Genomic DNA, 19939 nt, shown 5'->3' with positions numbered 1-19939 from the left:
CCTCCAACTTGTGAACTCTAAGCTGAGCCCGTGGAGGAGATCTCGTCAAGAGCTGGATCCGTGAGCGAACCGACGCGCCCCCGGCCGTACCGCGTGCGACCTGCCCGGGCGCCGGTGCGCCCCCGGGCCGCGAGCCGCGGGTACGGCGGTAGCGCCCGTGCACCGCGCGAACGCGAAGGCCGCATGGCGCCACACATCGGATGACCCGCCCCGTGCCGGACGACCGGCCGTCCCGGGGCGGGGCGTCCCGCACAACCCGCCCCGCTACTTCAGCGCGCCGGCCGTCAGGCCCGCGACCACCTGCCGCTGGAAGACGATGTACGCGGCGAGCACCGGCAGCATCGCCATCACCAGCCCGGCGAAGAGCCCCGACCAGTCGCCCTTGTAGCCCTGGCTGACCGCGAGCTGCACCAGGCCCTGGGAGAGGACCTTCCGCTCGGGGTCCGTGTTGAGCACGGTCGGCAGCATGTACTGGTTCCACTGGCCGAGGAAATTGAAGATCCCGACGCTGATGAGCCCGGGCCGGGCCATCGGCAGCATCACCTGGAAGAAGGTCCGGGCGTGCGAGGCCCCGTCGATGAGCGCGGCCTCCGCCACCGTCGTGGGCAGGGTCCGGAAGAAGGCCGTGAGGAAGAAGACGGTGAACGGCAGCGAGTAGGCGATGTACGTCAGGATCAGCCCGTGCAGGGTGTTGAGCAGGGCGAGATTGTTGAGCACGTAGAACAGCGGCACCAGGGCGAGGATGACCGGGAAGCTCATGCCGCCGATGAAGAGGAAGTAGAGGAACCGGTTCCCGGGGAAGTCGAACCGGGCCAGCACATAGGCGGCCATGGAGCCCAGCAGCATGGTGCCCGTCAGTGAGCCCCCCACCACCAGAACGGTGTTGAGGAAGTAGTCGCTCATGTGCGCCTGGCTCCAGGCGCGCGCCCAGTTCTCGAACTGGGGCGAGGCCGGCAGGCTCCACGGCGCGGTGAAGATCTCCCGGTCGGTCTTGAAGGAGGTCATCACCGCCCACAGCAGCGGCATGACCACCATGAACGCCCACAGCACGAGCATGCCGTGGGAGAAGGCGTTGAGCGCCCTCCCCTCGCCGCCGTTCCGGGAGCGCCGGCGCCCGCCGGGGCCGGTCTTGCGCACCGGCGGCTCCTCGGGGACACCGTGCCGGGGGACGGCGTCGGGAGCGGGCGGGGGCGGGGTGTCGGTGGTCTCCATCGGTATCAGAACTCCAGCCGCTCGCGGCGGCCCAGCCGCATCACGACGGCCGCGAAGGCCAGGGTGACGAGGAGCAGGGCGACGCCGATCGTCGTCGCGTAGGCCGCCTGGCCGTCGCGGAACGCCTTCACGTACACGTACAGCGGCAGCACCGTCGTGGAGTAGTCGGGGCCGCCGCCGTTGGCGCCCACGGTCATGATCTGGACGACCGCGAACGCCTCCGCGCCGAGCGCCAGGATGCCCATGTAGATCCAGCCGGACTGCACCGTGTCCCAGAGCAGCGGCAGGGTGATCCGGAAGAAGGTGGTGACGCGCCCGGCGCCGTCCAGGAGGGCCGCCTCGTAGAAGTCGAGGGGGATGGAGGACATGCCGGCCGAGAACAGCACCACGAAGAAGCCGACCGTGCACCAGACCAGCACGGCCATCACCGACCACAGGGCGTAGCCGGGATCGCCGAGCCAGTCCGGCTGGACCGAGCCCAGGCCGACCGCCCGCAGCCCCGCGTTGATCGCGCCGTTGTTCGGGTTGTAGGCGAACTGGAAGAGCAGGGCGACGATGGCGATCGACAGGACCTGCGGGAAGAAGTAGACGATCTTGTAGAAGGCGGAGCCGCGCACCCCCGTGACGGCCGCCGCGCCCCGGCGCCGCCGCCCGCCGACGTTGAGCATGAAGGCGAAGAAGAGCGCGAGGGCGATCGTGACCAGCGGCACGAGCAGCACGAGGAGCACGCTGTGCTGGAGCGACTTCCAGAAGATCTCGTCGTCCAGCAGCCGTTCGTAGTTGCGCAGTCCCGTGACCGCGAACTCGGGGCTCAGGCCGGTCCAGTCGGTGAAGGAGTAGTAGACCGCCTGGAGGAAGGGCCAGATGACGAAGAGCGTGTAGAGCGCGAGCGGCGCGGCCAGGAACCCGGCGATGAACCGGTACTTACCGTGGTGCATGGTGACCGACCCCGATCCCCGGCCGCGCCGCCCGCGCCGGACGCTGGTGACGTTCCCTCACTCGTGACGTTCCCTCACTCGTGACGGCCCTCACTGGTGACGTGCCCTCACTGGTGCCGGTAGTGCTTGACGGCGTCGTCGTTCGCCGCCTCGTTGGTGTAGATCTGGATCTTCTTGACCGCCTCGGCGGGGGTGATCCGGCCGGCCATCATCTCGCCGAGGCCGCCGCCGACCTTCTCCTTCCACAGCGCGACGTACCAGTCCTTGATCCGCGGGTTGACGATGTTGTCCCCGGCCTTGTCGAGCGCGTCCACCGCGGAGGTGAGACCGGGCGGCAGGGTCAGCCCCTCGGTGCCGCCGTCGTAGGAGGTCAGCGAGGAGACCTGGCGGGTGAAGTTCTTCGAGGACTGCTCCCCGAGCATGGTGCGCAGCAGTTCCATGCCACCGTCGGGGTTCTTCGCCCGGGCGGGGACGATGAACGGCTCGCCGCCGGCCGCCCAGATCGTGCCGGCGGGCATCCTGTCGGAGCCGTCCAGGCCGGAAGGGGCGGCGACGCGGAGTTCGAAGTCCTTCGGGGTGGTGGCCTTGGCCTCGTTCTCGACCCAGGAGCCGTTGGGGATGAACAGCGCCTTCCCCTCCGTCCAGGCGGTCTGCGATTCGATGTGGGTCAGGCCGGGGGTGCCGCGGAGGATGTAGCCCTTCTGCTGGAGTTCGTAGTACGCCTCCAGGGCGGATCTGACGGCGGGGCCGCGCCAGGCGTCGGGCTCCAGGTTGTCGATCGCGTCGAGGACTTCCCGGCCGCCGATCTTCGCCATGAAGGGGAAGAGGCTGAAGGTCACGTAGTACGGGTTCTTGCCTGCGTAGGTCCAGCCGGCGATGCCCTTCTTCTTCGCCTTGGCGCAGAGGGCGAGCATGTCGTCCCAGGTCTGCGGGTATTCGGCGTCGAGCTTGTCGAGGGCCGTCTGCGAGTACCACACGCCGTGCACGTTGTAGGCGTAGTAGAGGACGTGGACGGGATCGCCGTCGAACTGCCCCATCTCGGCGACGCCGGGGCGGAGGGTGTCGCGGACCTTCTTGTCCGGGTCGTCGAAGGACGGCGCGTCCAGCAGCGGGGTGAGGTCGGTGAGCTGCTTCTTGCCGACGAGGACGCCCAGGTCCATCTGCTCGGCGCCGGAGTTGTCGATGAGGTCGGGCGGGGTGCCGCCGTTGAAGCGGGGCTGGAGAACCGACTGGATCTTCTGCGTGGCGGCGTGCTTGACCTCGGCGTCCGGGAACTTCTTCCGGTAGACGGCCTCGGCGTCCTTGGCGTACTGGTCGCCGAATCCGCCGTCGAAGATGACGACGTCGAGGGGCGCGCCGCCGTTGACCCCGAGCGGGTTGGCGGCGCTCTTCTCGCCCTTCTCGACCTTCTCCCCGCTGGTGGCGCTGGAGGCGCAGGACGCGAGGGTGCTCATCGCCGGTACGGCGATCAGGCCGAGGGCCGCAGCCCGCTTGATGACGTCGCGACGGCTGTGGCGGCTGTGCTCGGAGCTGGATCGCATGCTGGGTCCTCGCCCTCTCCCGGACTCGGGCGGTGTGTGCCGGTCCCCGGAGCTCCGCGCCTCGGCGAAGGGCACCGCCACCGCGGTCATGTGCAGCTGAGTCGTGCTGGGGGTGCGCCGGGATCGGTCGGAGAACCCCGGTGGTGCGCGGCGAAGCCACCTCCCGCCGTGTGCCGTCCCCCGATTCCGCGGGTGCCGTGGGTGACCCTGGGACGCCGACAGGTATAGTCCACTCCGCGCCGGGTGAGCAAGATCGAATACAGCATTCGGCAGGAGTCTTTCCCGAGTTGAGACCTGGGCGGCACACCTCCGCGCCGCTTCCGCGCGGAAGGGCGGTCCGCCTGCTCCCGGCGGGAGTTGAGCCGGAGCCGGTGGTCCGCCGGGGACCATCCAAACCGGCACCGGCCCGCACGGCCGGGCACGACGGCACCACCGGTCCGATTTTCAGCCGATTGGGCGCAGCGGGGGACGGCGCCCCGGGTCCGGGGCCCGGCCCGCCCGGGGCGCGCGGCCTGTTCCGTTCCGGGCGACTCCGTTCCGGGCGGTTCTCTCCCGGCCGGCCCGCTCTTCCGGCCGATGCGTGGTGCCGGCCGCGCCCCCGTACCCGTTCGCGGCCCGTCCCGACGTACCCGCCGGGAGGCGGACGCTCCGGCGGCGCCGATGAGGCGGGTGGCGGTGGCGCCGGCGGGCACCGTGCCGCCGCTGAACTCCACGTCCTCGGCCGGCTGAGCATGATCATGTGGACGACGCTCGGAATTCAACCAGTTCCCCATGACGCGCGTCACCGTGAACTCTGTGACGATACAGGGCAGTTGGGCTGAACCGGGACGGGGCGGCCGGGGCGCCGCCCGGGGACGGGCACAGCCCGGAACGGCGACGGGCCGCACCCCCTGTGCGGGGAGTGCGGCCCGTCGCCCTGCTGGCCGTCGCCCGGTGCCGGGGGCCGGTGCCGGGGTCGTGCCGTGCCGTGCCTACTTGCGGATCAGCGAGCGCAGCACGTACTGCAGGATGCCGCCGTTGCGGTAGTAGTCCGCCTCGCCGGGGGTGTCGATGCGGACGACCGCGTCGAACTCCACACCGGTGTCGGTGGTGACCTTCACGGTGCGCGGGGTGGTGCCCTCGTTGAGCTCGGTCACGCCGGAGACGGAGAAGGTCTCCTCGCCGGTGAGGCCCAGGGACTCCGCCGAGGCGCCCTCCGGGAACTGGAGCGGCAGCACGCCCATGCCGATGAGGTTGGAGCGGTGGATGCGCTCGTAGGACTCGGCGATGACAGCCTTGACGCCGAGCAGCGCGGTGCCCTTCGCCGCCCAGTCGCGGGACGAGCCGGAGCCGTACTCCTTGCCGGCCAGCACGACCAGCGGGATGCCCTGCTCGATGTAGTTGCGCGAGGCGTCGTAGATGAAGGAGACCGGGCCGCCGTCCTGGGTGAAGTCGCGGGTGTAGCCGCCCTCGGTGCCCGGCGCGATCTGGTTGCGCAGGCGGATGTTGGCGAAGGTGCCGCGGATCATGACCTCGTGGTTGCCGCGGCGGGAGCCGTAGCTGTTGAAGTCGCGGCGCTGGATGCCGTGCTCGGTGAGGTACTGGCCCGCGGGGGTGTCGGCCTTGATGGCGCCGGCCGGGGAGATGTGGTCAGTGGTGACCGAGTCGCCCAGCTTGGCGAGCACGCGGGCGCCGGAGATGTCCTCGACCGGGGCCGGCTCCATGCCCATGCCCTCGAAGTACGGGGGCTTGCGGACGTAGGTGGACTCGCTGTCCCACTCGAACGTGTTGCCGGTCGGGATCGGGAGCGCCTGCCACTGGGCGTCGCCCGCGAAGACGTCGGCGTAGCTGCTGCCGAACATCTCCTGGCCGATCGCGGAGGCCACGACCTCCTCGACCTCCTGCTCGGAGGGCCAGATGTCCTTGAGGAAGACCGGGTGGCCGTCCTGGTCCGTGCCGAGCGCCTCGGTGGTGATGTCCACCTTCATGGAGCCGGCGATGGCGTACGCGACGACCAGCGGCGGGGACGCCAGGTAGTTCATCTTGACGTCGGGGTTGATCCGGCCCTCGAAGTTGCGGTTGCCGGAGAGCACCGAGACGACGGCGAGGTCGTGCTCGTTGACCGCCTGCGAGACCTCCTCCGGCAGCGGGCCGGAGTTGCCGATGCAGGTGGTGCAGCCGTAGCCGACGAGGTTGAAGCCCATCTTGTCGAGGTACGGGGTGAGGCCGGCCCGGTCGTAGTAGTCCATGACGACCTTGGACCCGGGGGCCAGGGTGGTCTTGACCCACGGCTTGCGGGTGAGGCCCTTCTCCACCGCCTTCTTGGCGACGAGCGCGGCGCCGACCATGACGTACGGGTTGGAGGTGTTGGTGCAGGAGGTGATCGCGGCGACGGTGACGGCGCCGTGGTCCAGCTCGTACTCGGTGCCGTCGGGGGCGGTGACCTTGGCCTTCTTGGCCGGGACCTCGCTGGAGACCGCCGGGGCGTCGGAGGCCGGGAAGGACTCCTTGCCCGCCTCGTCCAGGTCGCCGTTGACGGCCACGTAGTTCCGCACGTCCTGGGCGAACTGCGCCTTGGCGTCGGCCAGGATGATGCGGTCCTGCGGGCGCTTCGGGCCGGCGATGGACGGGACGACCGTGGCGAGGTCGAGCTCCAGCTTCTCGGAGAAGTCCGGCTCGGCGGCCGGGTCGAGCCAGAGGCCCTGCTCCTTGGCGTACGCCTCGACCAGCGCGAGCTGCTGCTCGGAACGGCCGGTCAGCTTGAGGTAGTTGAGGGTCTCGCCGTCGATCGGGAAGATCGCCGCGGTGGAGCCGAACTCCGGCGACATGTTGCCGATCGTGGCGCGGTTGGCCAGCGGCACCGCGGAGACGCCCTCGCCGTAGAACTCGACGAACTTGCCGACGACGCCGTGCTTGCGCAGCATCTCGGTGATGGTGAGCACCAGGTCGGTGGCGGTGGTGCCGGCCGGCATCTCACCGGTCAGCTTGAAGCCGACGACCCGCGGGATGAGCATCGACACCGGCTGGCCGAGCATCGCGGCCTCGGCCTCGATGCCGCCGACGCCCCAGCCGAGCACGCCGAGGCCGTTGACCATGGTGGTGTGCGAGTCGGTGCCGACGAGGGTGTCGGGGTACGCCTGGCCGTTCCGGACCATGACGGTGCGGGCCAGGTGCTCGATGTTCACCTGGTGGACGATGCCGGTGCCGGGCGGTACGACCTTGAACTCGTCGAAGGCCGTCTGGCCCCAGCGCAGGAACTGGTAGCGCTCGCGGTTGCGGCCGTACTCCAGCTCGACGTTCTGCGTGAAGGCGTCCGGGGTGCCGAACTTGTCGGCGATCACGGAGTGGTCGATGACCAGCTCGGCCGGCGCCAGCGGGTTGATCTTGGCGGGGTCTCCCCCGAGCTCCTTCACGGCCTCGCGCATGGTGGCCAGGTCCACGACGCAGGGCACACCGGTGAAGTCCTGCATGATCACGCGGGCCGGCGTGAACTGGATCTCCTGGCTGGGCTGGGCGGCCGCGTCCCAGCCGCCGAGCGCGCGGATGTGATCGGCGGTGATGTTGGCGCCGTCCTCCGTGCGGAGCAGGTTCTCCAGCAGCACCTTCAGGCTGTAGGGGAGGCGCGCGGAGCCCTCGACCTTGTCCAGCCGGAAGATCTCGTACGACTCGTCACCCACGCGCAGCGTGCTGCGGGCGTCGAAGCTGTTCGCCGACACGACAGTCTCCTTCATGAATGTGCGTCCGTTACCGCCATGCTGCCGCCCCGACTCACAGTCCCTCCGCTGAGGTAAGGCTTACTTGCGTGTGAGCCCGTGTCCCCTGGCGGCCGCGGTGTGCCCGCTCGGCAGATATCTCGATGTCAAGATAACACTAGTGCACGGACCCGGTGCCGGACATCCCCGGCGGCCGTCCGGCTCCGCGCGGGCTCCGTCCGGGCTCCGTCCGGGCTGCGTCCGGGCTGCGTCCGGGCTCCGTCCGGGCTGCGTCCGGGCTGCGTCCAGCCGCCGTTCCGCCGCCCTCCGGGCAGGGGCCGGACTCCCGTCCGGAGCGGCCGCACCGGTGCCTGCGGGTACCCCTCGGCGCCGGACCGAACCCCTGTCGGGCCGGGCGTACGGGCCGGACGGCCGAGCGGGCGGACGGCCGAGCGGGCGGACGGCCGAGGCGGCAGGCGGGAGAGGCGGCAGGCGGGAGAGGCGGGATACAGGCGGGACAGCCGCAGCGACGGGCGGGACGGGATGGACGGCCGTCAGGCCGGGCGGAGGCCGGGAACCGCCCCGCCGCCGGGCGGGGCCTCCTCCGGCTCCCGGCCGCCCGGGCCCCGTCCCAGGTCTGCGAAGGAGTACGGCGGCCAGGGCCCCAGGAAGCGGATGCGGACCGCCGACTGCTCGTCCTGGATCTCCGCGAGCACCCGGCCCACCGTCTCGATCCCGTCCTGCCGCACCAGCAGGGACACGGACAGCACGTCCGTCTCGCCGGGGTCGCGGACCGCGCGGCGCCGGTCCTGGAGGTCCTCGGAGACGACCGCCAGCCGGCGCCGGGCGTCCGCGTACAGCGCGTCGGCCAATTGCTCGGACGCCTCACGGCGGGCCATCTCCAGCCGCTTGGCGAGCAGCCTGCGCACCCCGGGCGAGCTCTCCGCCATGTCCGCCATCAGGGACCGGGCCCGCTCGCTGCTCACGGCGGCGGCCTCCCGGTCCAGGGTGATCTCCACCCGCAGTTCGGCGTGGCCCGCCAAGTCGTCGAGCCTGGCGGTGAGTTCGTCGTGGTGCTCGGCCAGCCAGCCACGCAGCCGCTGCTCCGCGCTCCGCCCGTCCTCCGGCCGCACCAGCACGTTGAACGTCATCGGCAGGACGGCCCCGGTGAGCTGCCAGGCCGCGTCGACGGCGCGGTCGTGCTCGACGATCCAGCGGCGCACGTCCTCGTCCGGGCCCTGGTACGGCGCCGGAGCCGTCGCGTGGACCAGTGCCACCGGACCACCGGGCTTGTCGCCCACCAGCCGGAGGGGTCGGCCGTCGAGGCCGGTGGTCGTGCCCGGCAGGGTCTCAGCGGCCTCCGTACCCGGGTCGGGCAGCAGCGCGTAGACGTACAGGGCCTGGGGCTGTTCCGCCGGCGCGGACCGGTCGTGCTCCGGGTGGGGGCCGGGGGTGCCCGGCGCGGTGGCGGGGCCGGGGGTGCCGTTCGCCGGGCCGGGGGTGCCGTTCATCGCGCACCTCCCGTCCCGGTCCCGGGCCCCTCCCCCGCTCCGGCCTCCTCGGCCCAGCGCGCCGGGTTGACGAGCTTGTCCACCACGTCGTCCACGACCTCGTCGAGTCCGCGGTGGAGGTCGGCCACGGAGACGGTGATGCCGTGCTCGTCCTTGATCTCCTTCATGGCCTCGTCCAGTTCGAGGAGTGCCTCACCGAGCCGCTCGGTCTCCTCGGGGGTGAGGTCGCCGCCCTCCATCCGCCGCAGCGCCTGGCGCTCCAGGGCCTCCTGGATCACCTCGACCAGGGTGACGACCAGGGTCAGCACCCCGTGCTTGAGGCTCTTCTCGTCAACGGTGAGGGCCACCGTCATCCCTCCTTCGCTCCGGGGATTCCCCGTTCTCCTCCCGACCCGCGTCCTCCCGGCCCGCGTCCTCCCGGCCCACGTCCTCCCCACCCGCGTCCCGATCCGCCCGCCCCGTCTCCTGACCCGCGCCGCCCGCCGTCACGCGGTGGAGAGGGCCGGTCCAGTCGGGGAGTGCGTCGGCCGCGAGGGCCACCTCGCCGCCGGGGGTGTCCAGCACCAGGGTGTACGGGCCGCCGGTCGGGTTGTCCCGCTCCTCCAGGCGGACGCCGAGCAGATCGCCGGGCGCCAGTACCAGCGCGGGCCGGGCGTCGACGGGCGACTTCCAGGAGAGCCCGCCGGCGTCGACCCGGCCGCGGCCGCCGCGCCACAGCGCGCCGCCACGGCGCGGCTCGTGGTACCACAGATGGCCCTCGTGCCCGCCCTCGTCCCCGCCCGGGCCGGCCGTTCCGCCGTCGCTCCCGTCCGCCGCCGTCAGGGGCCGCGCACCGGGCGCCAGCCGCAGCAGTTCCCGGTGCAGGCGTTCCGGCTCGGCGGCGGAGAGCAGCGCCTCCCCGCCGTCGCGCAGCCGGACCCGCAGCCGGGTGCGGTCCTCGCCGCCGACGGCCCGCTCGGTCTCCAGGGCGGCCGACTCCAGCTCGGCCAGCTCGGCCTCCCAGAGGATCTCGCGCGGCTCCCGGCGGAGCACGACCAGGCGCCGGTCGGTCAGCTGGACGCTGCCGGGCCGCCAGGCCGAGTACACCTCGCCCGTCAGCCGGTGGCCGCCGAACATCTTGCTGACCAGCCGCTCGCCGTCCCGCAGTTCGAGGCCCCGGCCGCCGGAGCGCTCCGCCCAGGCGCGGGTGGCCTCGTCCCACTGCCGCAGCATCCCGTACTCGAGCATCGTCTCCATGCCGGCGATGGCGGCGCGGACGTTGACGCCGATCAGCGGGATGTCGGCGACGGCGATGATCAGGTCCAGATGGAGGACGGCCCCCTTGTTGAGGACGACCTCCAGCAGGTCGTCCAGGGTGACCCGGGGGTCGCGGGTGGGCCGGAGCGACGGGAGGGCCGGGGCGCGGTCAGGCATCGTCCGCCTGCGGCGCATCCCGCCGCGCGTCCCGCCGTTCGCCCCGCCGTTCGCCCCGGGCCTCGCTCCCGCCCTGCCGGGCGTGCGGCCGGCCACCCGGCGCGCCGCCCTCCACCGCGGCGGGCTCCCCGTCCTCCGGCCCGGCGGAAGCACCGCCGGGCACCGCGCCGGGGTCGGCGGCGGACGCCCGGGACAGCGCCCTGGCACTGCGCCAGCCGCACCAGGGGCACCATTCGTTGAGGAGTTCCCGGGTGGGCACCTTCTTGTGGCACTCGGGACAGGTCTCCTTGTCCTCCTTGACCTCGCGCCAGGCGGCGGTCTCCATGTCCGTGCCGGAGGGGAACTCCAGCCCGTAGCGGGCGGCCGTCTCGAAGGAGGCCAGCGCGGCGCGCAGCCGGATGCCCAGCAGTTCGACACCGGCGACCGACACCATGATGTCCGCGTTGAGGACGAGCCCCTTGTCCAGCAGGGTCTCGACGACATGGGCGAGGCTGCCCTCGCCGCCGCGCTGCGGTTCCAGCGCGCGGGCACCGCCGCCGTACCGCCCGGTGCCGACCGCGGCCGCCGGCGCACGCGCAGCCGGCGCCGGGGCTCCCGAGGGGCCCCGGACGTCACGTATCGGATCGGGTTCTCTCATGTCCCTCGCCTTACCTGAGCGCCCGCCGTCAACCCTCCGGAAAACCGGGTGCCGGGCGGCCCCGCGCCGCGCCGGGGCCCCCGCCGTCCCGGACGCCCGGCTCTTTGCGGGACGGACGACCCCGCACTGGGCAGTCATGCGCCCACCCGGGTGAGAACGCGAACAAAACGGGCACTCCACCCTCATCCGGCCGACCACCCTCCGGACTCTCCAAAGCGCGGGAATCTCATATCTGAGATAACGTGAACCGCATGGGAGACGACTACCTCGTACGCATCGGACGCCTCATCCGAGACGCCCGGCAGCACCGCGGCTGGACACAGTCGCATCTCGCGGACGCTCTGGGCACCAGCCAGAGCGCCGTCAACCGCATCGAGCGCGGCAACCAGAACATCAGCCTTGAGATGATTGCCCGTATCGGCGAGGCCCTGGACAGCGAGATCGTCTCGCTCGGCTACGCCGGGCCGATGCATCTGCGCGTGGTCGGCGGCCGCCGCCTCTCGGGCGGCATCGACGTCAGGACGAGCAAGAACGCCTGCGTCGCCCTCCTCTGCGCCACCCTGCTCAACTCCGGCCGCACCACCCTGCGCCGGGTGGCCCGGATCGAGGAGGTCTACCGGATCCTGGAGGTGCTGGGCAGCGTCGGCGTCCGCACCCGCTGGATCAACGACGGCGCCGACCTGGAGATCGTCCCGCCGGACCGCCTCGAACTGGACTCCATGGACATGGAGGCGGCACGGCGCACCCGCAGCGTCATCATGTTCCTCGGCCCGCTGCTGCACCGCGAGGACCGGTTCCGCATCCCGTACGCCGGCGGCTGCGACCTCGGCACCCGCACCGTGCAGCCGCACATGACGGCACTGCGCCGCTTCGGCCTGGAGATCACGGCGACCGACGGCATCTACCACGCCGAGGTCGACCGGAGCATCCACCCGGACCGCCCGATCGTGCTCACCGAGCGCGGCGACACGGTCACCGAGAACGCCCTGCTGGCGGCGGCCCGGCACGACGGCGTCACCGTCATCCGCAACGCCAGCTCCAACTACATGGTCCAGGACCTCTGCTTCTTCCTGGAGCAGCTCGGCGTGACGGTCGAGGGCATCGGCACCACCACCCTCACCGTGCACGGCGTCCCGCACATCGACCGGGACGTGGACTACTCGCCCTCCGAGGACCCGGTGGAGGCGATGAGCCTGCTCGCCGCGGCCCTCGTCACCGAGTCCGAACTCACCATCCGGCGGGTGCCGGTGGAGTTCCTGGAGATCGAGCTGGCGGTCCTGGAGGAGATGGGCCTCGACCACGAGCGCAGCCACGAGTACCGCGCCGACAACGGCCGCACCCGGCTCATCGACCTCACCGTGCGCCCCTCGAAGCTGAACGCCCCGATCGACAAGATCCACCCGATGCCGTTCCCGGGCCTCAACATCGACAACGTCCCCTTCTTCGCGGCCATCGCCGCCACCGCGCAGGGCTCGACGCTGATCCACGACTGGGTCTACGACAACCGCGCGATCTACCTCACCGACCTCAACCGGCTCGGCGCCGACGTCAAACTCCTCGACCCGCACCGGGTGCTGGTCGAGGGCCCGACGCGCTGGCGGGCCGCGGAGATGATGTGCCCGCCGGCGCTGCGCCCGGCGGTGGTGATCCTGCTGGCGATGATGGCCGCCGAGGGCACCTCGGTACTGCGCAACGTCTACGTCATCAACCGCGGCTACGAGGAACTGGCGGAACGCCTGAACTCGGTCGGAGCGCAGATCGAGATCTTCCGGGACATCTGAAAGCTCTGAGGAAAGCAGCACGAACCCCCTCATGACCTGCACAAACGCGGGGACCTGGACGGATCCCAAAAAGTCCCCGGGCAGACTCGGCTTCCCGGCTCATCGTCGTTCGTGCGGACGCGCAGAGCCTCGAACGAGCGTCAAGCGAGGTTCGTCCTGCTCGGGCTGAGCCGATTGCGGCAACCAGCGCGCCGTGAGATCTGCCACCATCCCCTCCGGACGCCGGCTCGCGGATGATGACCCTCACAACGTCTCCGGCCGCCATAATGGAGTCATGCCGTCCAGCCCGCAGCACCCCGCACGCGCCCCGAGGAACGTCTCAAGCGCGGACACCGAGGACCTTGCGCGGTACCAGGAGAAGTTCCGCCGCCGTCTACCGGAGTCGCTGGACGAGCTGCACGGGCCAGCCTACGGTGTCCTGGAACTTCCGCTGCACATGGCCTGGTCCGGGATGACCTCCTACGACTTGGACAAGCCGCGCCAGCGTATGGGCCTGTACCGCACCGTTCTGCACGAGGGCCTGCACGACGATCTGCCCCGCTACCTCAACCGGGATCTACTTCTCGACCTGTGGCCGGTGCTGCGCACACTCGTCGGCCGCACCGTGCGCACCGTGTGGGAGGACGCCTTCCCCCAGCTCGCCTCCCGCACCCGGGCAGCCGCGTGACGGACATGCCGGAGCTGCACACGCGGCTCCTGGCAGATGTGATCGCCCTCGGCTCCCCGTATCCCCTGGTTCTCACCGGCGGGTATGCCGTGCGGGCGCACCACCTCGTCAACCGCCCCAGCCAGGACCTCGACGTGGCCACCGAGAACCCGGCGCCCATGGCCGACATCGCCGCCACGCTCCGCGCCGGCCTGGAAGACCGCGGCTGGAAGGTGCACGCGCTGGAGACCGCCCCGCTGTCCGCCCGCTTCACCGTGACCGACCCGGCCACCGGGCAGGAGTGCGAAGTCGACATCCTCAAGGAGATCTTCTGGCGGCCTGTCGCCCAGAGCCCGTACGGGCCCGTCCTCGCGGAGGAGGACGTGATCGGGACCAAGGTCCGCGCCCTGGCCGACCGCGGAGCGCCCCGCGACCTGATCGACGTGTTCGCAGCCTCCCGCCGCTGGACCACTGCCGAGCTCGAGGAGTTCGGCCGCCGCCACGCTCGCGGCCGCTTCGAGCACGAGGATCTGCAGTCGAATCTCACAGGCGCCGAGTGGACTGACGACGAAGCTTTCGCCGCCTATGGGCTCGATGACGCCACAATCACCGCACTCCGCGCTTGGGCCTTGGAGTGGGCCGACGACCTCGCGACCCGCCTCCTCGAAGAGGCCGGTGATCCGCACATTGACTGATCGCGTCGGAATAAGACCGGAGCTGCAAGCGATCAGGGCAAGAGCCGAAGTGGGAGGTGGGACAGCAGTAGGTCATGGGCTCGTCCCACACCCAGCACGCCGGGCCATCTCATCGCTGGGCGCGTACTTCAGTCCGTGGTTGTCGCAGAACCACTGGGTCAGCCTGGGCATATTGCCAGGGTTGGCCTACAGGTACATCGCGGCCTGCGCAAGAGCGATCAGCTGCAAGAACGCCAAGCTGCCGTTGTGCACGTGCTCTTGCCGGGGCAAGTACCACAGCAGGGGCCGGTGGATGGCCGGCTGGACGAACTGGTTCGTCGCGAAGCGTGCGCCTTGAGGACCGGCAGTCTCCGGCCGGGGACTACATGGCCTCCTCACAGTCCCAGCCGCTACGTCGGTGCCAACGACGACAGGACCGCCCCGTCCGGAGCCAGGGCGCCGACGCCTTCACTCACGCGTCGCGCCCTCCGGCCACAGCACGCGCACCGGGACTCCGTTCCGACGCGCGTACGACACCACGTCGGCGGTGCCGCCGTATCCCCGCGCCGGATTCCCGTCCCACACGGCGAGCAGTTCGTCGGCCAGGCCGACGAGGATTTCGCTGCCCGCCATGTGGGCGCGGGAGTCCGAGGCCTTCATGCCGGTGTGGTGCACGTGCGCCGCCTGGCGCGTCAGCTCGTCGTAGAGCGGCCAGTGGCTTTCCGGTAGGTTCTCGCGGTATTGCCCGGCGGGTACGACGACTTCGAGACTTCCGCCGTGCTGGAGCACCGCGTCGGCGAACCACGCGTCCGGGCCGTCCGCGAGGCACGAGATGCCCACCAACTCGGATGCGTCGAACCCATGAACGGCCTTGTCAAGAAGCCGGCGGACCTGCTGTTCGACCACTCGGTTCAGTCCCCGGTGCCCGGTGATCCCGACGCGCATGGACGCTTCCCCCTACAGGTGGACGCCGTGAAGGCGTTCGTCGAAGTCCCGCACCACCTTGGGTGGTGACGCCAACATCAGTGACCGGCGCACCGAGCGTGAGCGCTCCACGATCCGGCCGGAACGGTATCGCAGCCCTGTGTCCAGGGCCCTGGAGGCCAGGGCGAACGCGGCCTCGATCCTCCCGGCCGCGAGGTGGCCGGCTGCGAGATCCAGAACGACGAGCGCCCGCTGTTTCGCGTGGCCGGAGGCGAGCGCTTCGGTGTCGCCGCCGAAGACCCAGTCCGCCCGGCCGAGACGGGCGCCACAAGTGATGCGGCACGCGGCCACTTTGTTCGCGTCGAAAGGGAAAACCCACGGCCACGGTGGCGGCTCCTCGGACACGGTCTTCTCCGCCAGGGCCCTGCTCCTTGTCAGCGCGTGGTCCGCGGCCCGCCGGTCGCCGTTCGCAGCGTGGGCGAGTGCTTCGACGGAACACAACCAGGCGTCCGCCACTGCGGGATGCCGCTCTCCGAGGTACCGCCGGGCACTCCGCGCGAGGTTGAGCGCCTGCGTGCCGTTCCCGGCATGCGCCTCGAACTGCGCCAGGCTGCCCGCCTGGTATGCCGCAAGCAGCGGATCATGCGCGGAGCGCGCCGCGCGGAGCGCCGAGCCGTACCAGGATCGTGCCGACCCGCTGTCGCCCGTGTCCCATGCCAGCCAGGCCGCCAGGCCGGCCGCCTCACTGCCGACGGCCGCCAGCCGCAGTCGCTGTCCGTCCCCTCCGGCGTCCCGCGCCACGTTCTGGATCAGCCGGATGTGCGCGTGGACAGCCTCCGCGAGATCACGGGCCGGCGTCGAGCTGTCGAGTCGACGGTACGTCGCCGTGTTCAGCCGGAGGGCTGCCGCCTGGTTTTCCGACGCCTCCACGTGCGGCAACGCACCCAGTATCGGACCGGCCGCCACAGCGGCCACACCACCCAGAAAACCGCGTCGCTCCACCTGTTCCGTCCCGTTCCGCACCGTGCTCCGCTCGGCCAGTCCGACCAGCCGGGCGGGGATGCCCAGATGAGCGGCTGCCGACGCCAGGATGTCCGTGCTGTAGGAGCCGGTCCCGCGCTTCTCCAGACGGGAAACGGCTGACTGGGAGAGCCCGCATGCCTGTCCCAACTGCTTCTGAGTCAAGCGGGCTTCCTTCCGGACGAGCTCGATGACCTTTCCGTAATCGCCCCCGCGAGACGCTTCTCTGAGCACCGGTGACCGCCCGTTCATCGGCGTCCCTCCACGCTACGAGCCTCAACCAGCGGCGCCGGGAACCCGTACCCGCAGAGCGCATATCGCCATGCGGGGGCCGCATCAGCAATGTTCCCATGTGCGTGAGCGGGAGTTGACTGTCTGTGATCAGCCGGGCAAGCCGGAGCCACAGGCTCCCCATGTCCGGCGCCAGCAGACGACGGCTCGGTCCCCGCGTCCCGCGTGGGAGCCCGAACAGCCGCCCCAAACCGCAGAGGAGTGCTCCTCATGACCCGCCGAGCCCGGTTTGCCGTACCCGGTGACCCGTCCGCCGTCGCCTTCGCACGGGACCGTGTCATAACGCAGATCCGGGCCTGGGGTGTGCGGCTGGGCGAGGGGCAGCAGGACGCGGTCAGGCTCGTCACGTCGGAGCTGATCACGAACGCCGTGGTCCACGCAGGAGGCTTCATCACGGTTGGTCTCCATCTCAGTGAGGGCCGACTGCTTCTGGTGGTCTACGACGGCAACCCCGAGCCGCCCAAACGGTTGACCACTACCGAGGACGACGAAGGCGGGCGGGGCCTCGCCCTGGTAGGCCTGCTCGCCGCACGGCACGGCTGGGAGCCGACGCGGCACGGCAAGAGGGTGTGGGCCGAGTTCGCCGTGCCCGCGCCCAACCCGGCAGCACCCGGTGGGGTCCCGCGCGGGCACGGGCGCGAGCGGGCCCCGGCTCCGGGCGTCTCCGTCCGTGCCGTCGTGCCGGAGGGCTTCGCCGAGGCGCCCGGGCCGTGAGTGCCGCGCGCATGACGTCATGGACCGTCGTACGGCGCCCCGTTGAGCCCGTCCGGGGCCGACGCAGGCGTCGTTCGGACAGGATGTGGCTGGATCGCGTCGCACGGCCCGTGCGCCGGGGCGGCGGCACTTCTGGCTTCGGTAACCGGCCGCTACGGTTTGGCCATGGGAGTTACCGGATCAAGCGTTGCCGATGAGAACAGCGGGTCCCCGGAGGCCGTCAAGGCCACCGCGCGCCAACTGCTGGTGAAGCTGGGCGCCGCGGGGCTGTCCCCGGAGGCCGTGGCCCGCGAGGGCGGCCTGGACGCCGCCGCCGTGGAGGCCGTCTTCCCGCACCGGGACGATCTGCTGACCGCGCTGGTCATCGACGCCTACAACGGCTCAGCCGCCGCGATGGAGCGGGCCGACGAGGCCGCCCGGGAGGCCGGGGCCTCGGCGGGGGCGCGGCTCCTCGCGGTGGCGCGCGCGCTGCGGGAGTGGTCCTTCGCCAGCACCGGCGAGTTCACGCTGATCTACGGCTCGCCCGTGCCGGGCTATCACGCCCCGCAGGACACCGTCCCGCCCGCCTCACGCACCCCCGCGGTGCTGGCCGGGATCGTGCGGTCGGCGCTGGAGGCCGGTGAACTGGCCCCGCCGCGGCGGGAGGTGCCCGGGCCGCCGCTGCTCCTGCCGGAGGCCGTGCAGCTCTTCGGCGGCACGCCACCGGCTCCGTACACGGACCTCATCGAGCGCGGCATCGTGCTGTGGAGCAGCCTGATCGGGCTCCTGGTGTTCCAGGTCTTCAGCCGCACCCACGACAGCGTCCGGGACGAGTCCGCGTTCTTCGACTACGCGATCGCCGTGGCGGCCGAGGGCATCGGGCTCACGGTTCCCGCGGGCGGGGCCGGCGACTAGACCGTCCGTCCAGCCGTCCGATCAGTCCGTCCGCGCACCCGCGCGGCACCAACCGGGGGATCAGGCCAGACGTGAACAGCATCAGAACCCTCTGTTTCGCCATCGCGGCGCTCTCGTCCTACGCCGCGCTCGTCTACCGGCTGTTGCAGGTACGGCGCAGCTGGCGGGACCTCGCGTACCGCACACTGGTGGTCACGCTGCTGCTCCAGTGCCTCACCTTCACGATGGGCGCCGTCGCCATGGGGAGCGACAGCTTCCTGGGCGTCGGCAACCTCGCCATCCTGGTGATGCACGTGTCGGCGGTGGCCTTCTGCGTCAGCGCGCAGATCATCCTGCTGCGCTGGGCGACGGACGCCGAGGAGGCGGTCTGGAAGACACGCTCCTGGCTGGCGGCCGGTGTCGCCCTCAACGCGCTGCTGATCGCGCTGTTCTTCGTCGCGGACGGCCCCGGCCGGCCGGCGGCGGACTTCAACACCGGCAGCGGCCGGCCGCTGGTGCTCACCTACCTGCTGTTCTTCATCGTCTCCCAGGCGATTCCGTGCGTCACCATCTTCCGCCAGTGCGGCCGCTACGCCCGGATGACGGACAACGACTCGCTGCGGCAGGCCCTGCGGATGCTCCGGGTCGCCGCGGTGATCCTCTTCCTCTACTGCTGCGCCAGGACGGTCAACATCCTCACCGCCGCGAGCGGGATCGACATCGGCGTCTGGCAGCTCGCCTCCAATGTCTTCAGCGCGGCGGGCATCGTCGTCCTCTCCCTCAGCCTGACCGTCCCGTCCTGGGGCGGCTCGGTGGCCAGGCTCGTGGAGTGGGCGCGGAGTTACCGGTCGTACCGGGCGCTCTACCCGCTCTGGCGGGACCTGTACGAGTCCTCGCCGGACATCGTGCTGGAGCCGTCCGGGGCCGCCTCGGTCTCCGACCTCAACTACCGGCTCCACCGGCGGGTCATCGAGATCCGCGACGGCTGGCGTGATCTGCGCCCCTATATCGAGCGCACGTCCGGCGGCGCGGACGGGACGGGCTCCGGGGCGAGTGAGGAGTCCCGGCAGGCCTTCGCCGAGGCGGCGCAGATCCGGCAGGCTCTGCGGGCCAAGCGCACCGGCACCATCCCCGATGACAACAAGGACACCGGCGGCGACTTCGAGGACCGCGACACGGACAATCTCACCGCCGAGGTGGTCTGGCTCACCAAGGTCGCGTCGGCCTATCGCAGGCTGGGGAAGACGAGTTGACGGGGCCTGGGGCCTGAGGGTGCTCGCGGCCGCTCGCGGGTGGGGACCCGCCCGGTTTGCCCCCTGCAGACCGGGCGGGCCTCCCCCGCTTCCCCCGTGGTCCCCCGTGCTTTCTCCGGAGCGGGCAGGTGCGTCCTGCCCGGCCCGGCCCGGCTCGATCCCCCGAGCGCGGGCCAGGCCGGCCCGACAGTCCAACAACTCACTTCCCCCGTAAGCGAGTTAGCTGGCAGCTATCGGCCGGGGTCCACGTTGGCGCAGTCTCGTCAGATTGTCAACTGACCGCTAATCTGGAAAACTGACGGATAGCTGAGAGCACGTCCGAGGAGGTGGCAGGAGGGAGATTCTTCGATGTCCGACACTGACGACCGGCCCGTGCTGGCAGTGCGTCTGGACCAGCTCTTCAAAACGGTGCGCCCCAAGGGCAGGCACTGGACCAATGCCGAGGTGGCGGAGGAGCTGAAGCGGGCCAACCCCGACCTCAGGGCCGGCGGCGTGTATCTGTCGCAGTTGCGGACGGGCAAGCGCTCCAACCCCTCCCCGGACCTGCTGGCCGCTCTGGCGCGCTTCTTCGGCGTCTCGGTGGCCTACTTCTTCGACGACGAGGTGGCCGAGTCGGTGCTCAGCGAGGTCGCCGCCATCGAGGCACTGCGGCAGGCGGGAGTCCGCTCCGTGGCGATGCGGGCTGCCGGGATGAAGAAGGAGAACCTCCAGGCCATCACGGCCATCATGGACCAGTACCGGCAGCTGCAGGGCCTGCCGCCCGTCACCGACCCCGAGCCCGGCCCCGAGCCGGAGCCCGGCCCCCGCCCCGGCCCCTCGGAGCGGGCGTGAGGGGCACGG

General features: G+C 71.2%; 17 protein-coding genes. 7 read left to right on the top strand and 10 right to left on the bottom strand.

Going from position 1 to position 19939, the window contains the following annotated elements; all coding sequences use genetic code 11:
• Positions 1-264 precede the first annotated feature (264 nt).
• From KBZ10_RS18995 to KBZ10_RS30075, 8 genes are all read right to left on the bottom strand, one after another.
• A complete protein-coding gene (locus tag KBZ10_RS18995; protein ID WP_210988854.1) occupies positions 265-1212 on the bottom strand; it encodes a carbohydrate ABC transporter permease in 948 nt (315 codons plus the stop codon).
• A 5-nt stretch (positions 1213-1217) separates the two neighbouring features.
• Positions 1218-2150 (bottom strand): carbohydrate ABC transporter permease, encoded by a 933-nt coding sequence (locus KBZ10_RS18990; RefSeq protein WP_210988853.1) that lies wholly within the window; start codon positions 2148-2150, stop codon positions 1218-1220.
• A gap of 107 nt (positions 2151-2257) precedes the next feature.
• Entirely contained in the window at positions 2258-3691 is a 1434-nt protein-coding gene (ngcE, locus tag KBZ10_RS18985) for an N-acetylglucosamine/diacetylchitobiose ABC transporter substrate-binding protein (RefSeq protein ID WP_210988852.1), read from the bottom strand.
• Between the two features lie 971 nt (positions 3692-4662).
• Complete coding sequence (gene acnA / locus KBZ10_RS18980; RefSeq protein WP_307847509.1) at positions 4663-7386, bottom strand: aconitate hydratase AcnA; 2724 nt, start codon at positions 7384-7386, stop codon at positions 4663-4665.
• Between the two features lie 530 nt (positions 7387-7916).
• Positions 7917-8873: a GvpL/GvpF family gas vesicle protein gene (locus tag KBZ10_RS18975; RefSeq protein ID WP_210988850.1), complete on the bottom strand. Its 957-nt coding sequence runs from the start codon at positions 8871-8873 to the stop codon at positions 7917-7919.
• Entirely contained in the window at positions 8870-9220 is a 351-nt protein-coding gene (locus KBZ10_RS18970; protein WP_210988849.1) for a gas vesicle protein K, read from the bottom strand. Before KBZ10_RS18970 ends, KBZ10_RS18975 begins: the two co-directional genes overlap by 4 nt.
• Positions 9204-10286, bottom strand: a complete 1083-nt coding sequence (locus KBZ10_RS18965; RefSeq protein WP_210988848.1) for a gas vesicle protein — start codon at positions 10284-10286, stop codon at positions 9204-9206. Before KBZ10_RS18965 ends, KBZ10_RS18970 begins: the two co-directional genes overlap by 17 nt.
• Positions 10279-10923, bottom strand: a complete 645-nt coding sequence (locus KBZ10_RS30075) for a gas vesicle protein (protein WP_210988847.1) — start codon at positions 10921-10923, stop codon at positions 10279-10281. The genes KBZ10_RS18965 and KBZ10_RS30075 overlap by 8 nt, the downstream gene beginning before the upstream one ends.
• A 251-nt stretch (positions 10924-11174) precedes the next feature.
• Here KBZ10_RS30075 and KBZ10_RS18955 point away from each other — a divergent pair, with 251 nt between their 5' ends.
• From KBZ10_RS18955 to KBZ10_RS18945, 3 genes are all read left to right on the top strand, one after another.
• Positions 11175-12704: a UDP-N-acetylglucosamine 1-carboxyvinyltransferase gene (locus tag KBZ10_RS18955; protein WP_210988846.1), complete on the top strand. Its 1530-nt coding sequence runs from the start codon at positions 11175-11177 to the stop codon at positions 12702-12704.
• Between the two features lie 274 nt (positions 12705-12978).
• On the top strand, positions 12979-13371 hold the full coding sequence (locus KBZ10_RS18950; protein WP_210988845.1) for a hypothetical protein: 393 nt from the start codon (positions 12979-12981) through the stop codon (positions 13369-13371).
• 5 nt (positions 13372-13376) lie between these two features.
• A complete protein-coding gene (locus KBZ10_RS18945; RefSeq protein WP_210988844.1) occupies positions 13377-14045 on the top strand; it encodes a nucleotidyl transferase AbiEii/AbiGii toxin family protein in 669 nt (222 codons plus the stop codon).
• A gap of 447 nt (positions 14046-14492) precedes the next feature.
• Here the strand turns inward: KBZ10_RS18945 and KBZ10_RS18940 are convergent, their stop codons facing one another.
• Entirely contained in the window at positions 14493-14969 is a 477-nt protein-coding gene (locus KBZ10_RS18940) for a hypothetical protein (protein WP_210988843.1), read from the bottom strand.
• A gap of 12 nt (positions 14970-14981) precedes the next feature.
• Positions 14982-16220 (bottom strand): helix-turn-helix domain-containing protein, encoded by a 1239-nt coding sequence (locus tag KBZ10_RS18935; RefSeq protein ID WP_210988842.1) that lies wholly within the window; start codon positions 16218-16220, stop codon positions 14982-14984.
• A 249-nt stretch (positions 16221-16469) separates the two neighbouring features.
• On the opposite strand from KBZ10_RS18935, the gene KBZ10_RS18930 reads away from it, so the two are divergent.
• The 4 genes from KBZ10_RS18930 (at position 16470) to KBZ10_RS18915 (ending at position 19930) form a co-directional block, all read left to right on the top strand.
• Positions 16470-16973, top strand: coding sequence for an ATP-binding protein (locus KBZ10_RS18930; protein WP_210988841.1), 504 nt, complete (start codon positions 16470-16472; stop codon positions 16971-16973).
• A gap of 165 nt (positions 16974-17138) precedes the next feature.
• Entirely contained in the window at positions 17139-17867 is a 729-nt protein-coding gene (locus tag KBZ10_RS18925) for a TetR-like C-terminal domain-containing protein (RefSeq protein ID WP_210988840.1), read from the top strand.
• A gap of 71 nt (positions 17868-17938) precedes the next feature.
• Positions 17939-19099 carry an MAB_1171c family putative transporter gene (locus KBZ10_RS18920; protein WP_210988839.1) on the top strand — a complete coding sequence of 387 codons (1161 nt, stop codon included), beginning with the start codon at positions 17939-17941 and terminating at the stop codon, positions 19097-19099.
• 348 nt (positions 19100-19447) lie between these two features.
• Positions 19448-19930 carry a helix-turn-helix domain-containing protein gene (locus KBZ10_RS18915; protein ID WP_210988838.1) on the top strand — a complete coding sequence of 161 codons (483 nt, stop codon included), beginning with the start codon at positions 19448-19450 and terminating at the stop codon, positions 19928-19930.
• Positions 19931-19939: the final 9 nt, after the last annotated feature.

Source organism: Streptomyces sp. F63 (genome assembly GCF_018070345.1).
Taxonomy (GTDB): Bacteria; Actinomycetota; Actinomycetes; order Streptomycetales; family Streptomycetaceae; genus Streptomyces.
This window is presented reverse-complemented; position numbering and strand designations above follow the sequence as displayed.

Bases quoted from the DNA above. Each gene is read 5' to 3' on its own strand.
- KBZ10_RS18925 (WP_210988840.1), top strand. From the start codon at position 17,139: ATGGGAGTTACCGGATCAAGCGTTGCCGATGAGAACAGCGGGTCCCCG.
- KBZ10_RS18915 (WP_210988838.1), top strand. From the start codon at position 19,448: ATGTCCGACACTGACGACCGGCCCGTGCTGGCAGTGCGTCTGGACCAG.
- KBZ10_RS18965 (WP_210988848.1), bottom strand. From the start codon at position 10,286: ATGCCTGACCGCGCCCCGGCCCTCCCGTCGCTCCGGCCCACCCGCGAC.
- KBZ10_RS18945 (WP_210988844.1), top strand. From the start codon at position 13,377: ATGCCGGAGCTGCACACGCGGCTCCTGGCAGATGTGATCGCCCTCGGC.
- ngcE (WP_210988852.1), bottom strand. From the start codon at position 3,691: ATGCGATCCAGCTCCGAGCACAGCCGCCACAGCCGTCGCGACGTCATC.
- KBZ10_RS18950 (WP_210988845.1), top strand. From the start codon at position 12,979: ATGCCGTCCAGCCCGCAGCACCCCGCACGCGCCCCGAGGAACGTCTCA.
- KBZ10_RS18935 (WP_210988842.1), bottom strand. From the start codon at position 16,220: ATGAACGGGCGGTCACCGGTGCTCAGAGAAGCGTCTCGCGGGGGCGAT.
- KBZ10_RS18955 (WP_210988846.1), top strand. From the start codon at position 11,175: ATGGGAGACGACTACCTCGTACGCATCGGACGCCTCATCCGAGACGCC.
- KBZ10_RS18940 (WP_210988843.1), bottom strand. From the start codon at position 14,969: ATGCGCGTCGGGATCACCGGGCACCGGGGACTGAACCGAGTGGTCGAA.
- KBZ10_RS18930 (WP_210988841.1), top strand. From the start codon at position 16,470: ATGACCCGCCGAGCCCGGTTTGCCGTACCCGGTGACCCGTCCGCCGTC.
- KBZ10_RS30075 (WP_210988847.1), bottom strand. From the start codon at position 10,923: ATGAGAGAACCCGATCCGATACGTGACGTCCGGGGCCCCTCGGGAGCC.
- KBZ10_RS18995 (WP_210988854.1), bottom strand. From the start codon at position 1,212: ATGGAGACCACCGACACCCCGCCCCCGCCCGCTCCCGACGCCGTCCCC.
- KBZ10_RS18990 (WP_210988853.1), bottom strand. From the start codon at position 2,150: ATGCACCACGGTAAGTACCGGTTCATCGCCGGGTTCCTGGCCGCGCCG.
- KBZ10_RS18975 (WP_210988850.1), bottom strand. From the start codon at position 8,873: ATGAACGGCACCCCCGGCCCGGCGAACGGCACCCCCGGCCCCGCCACC.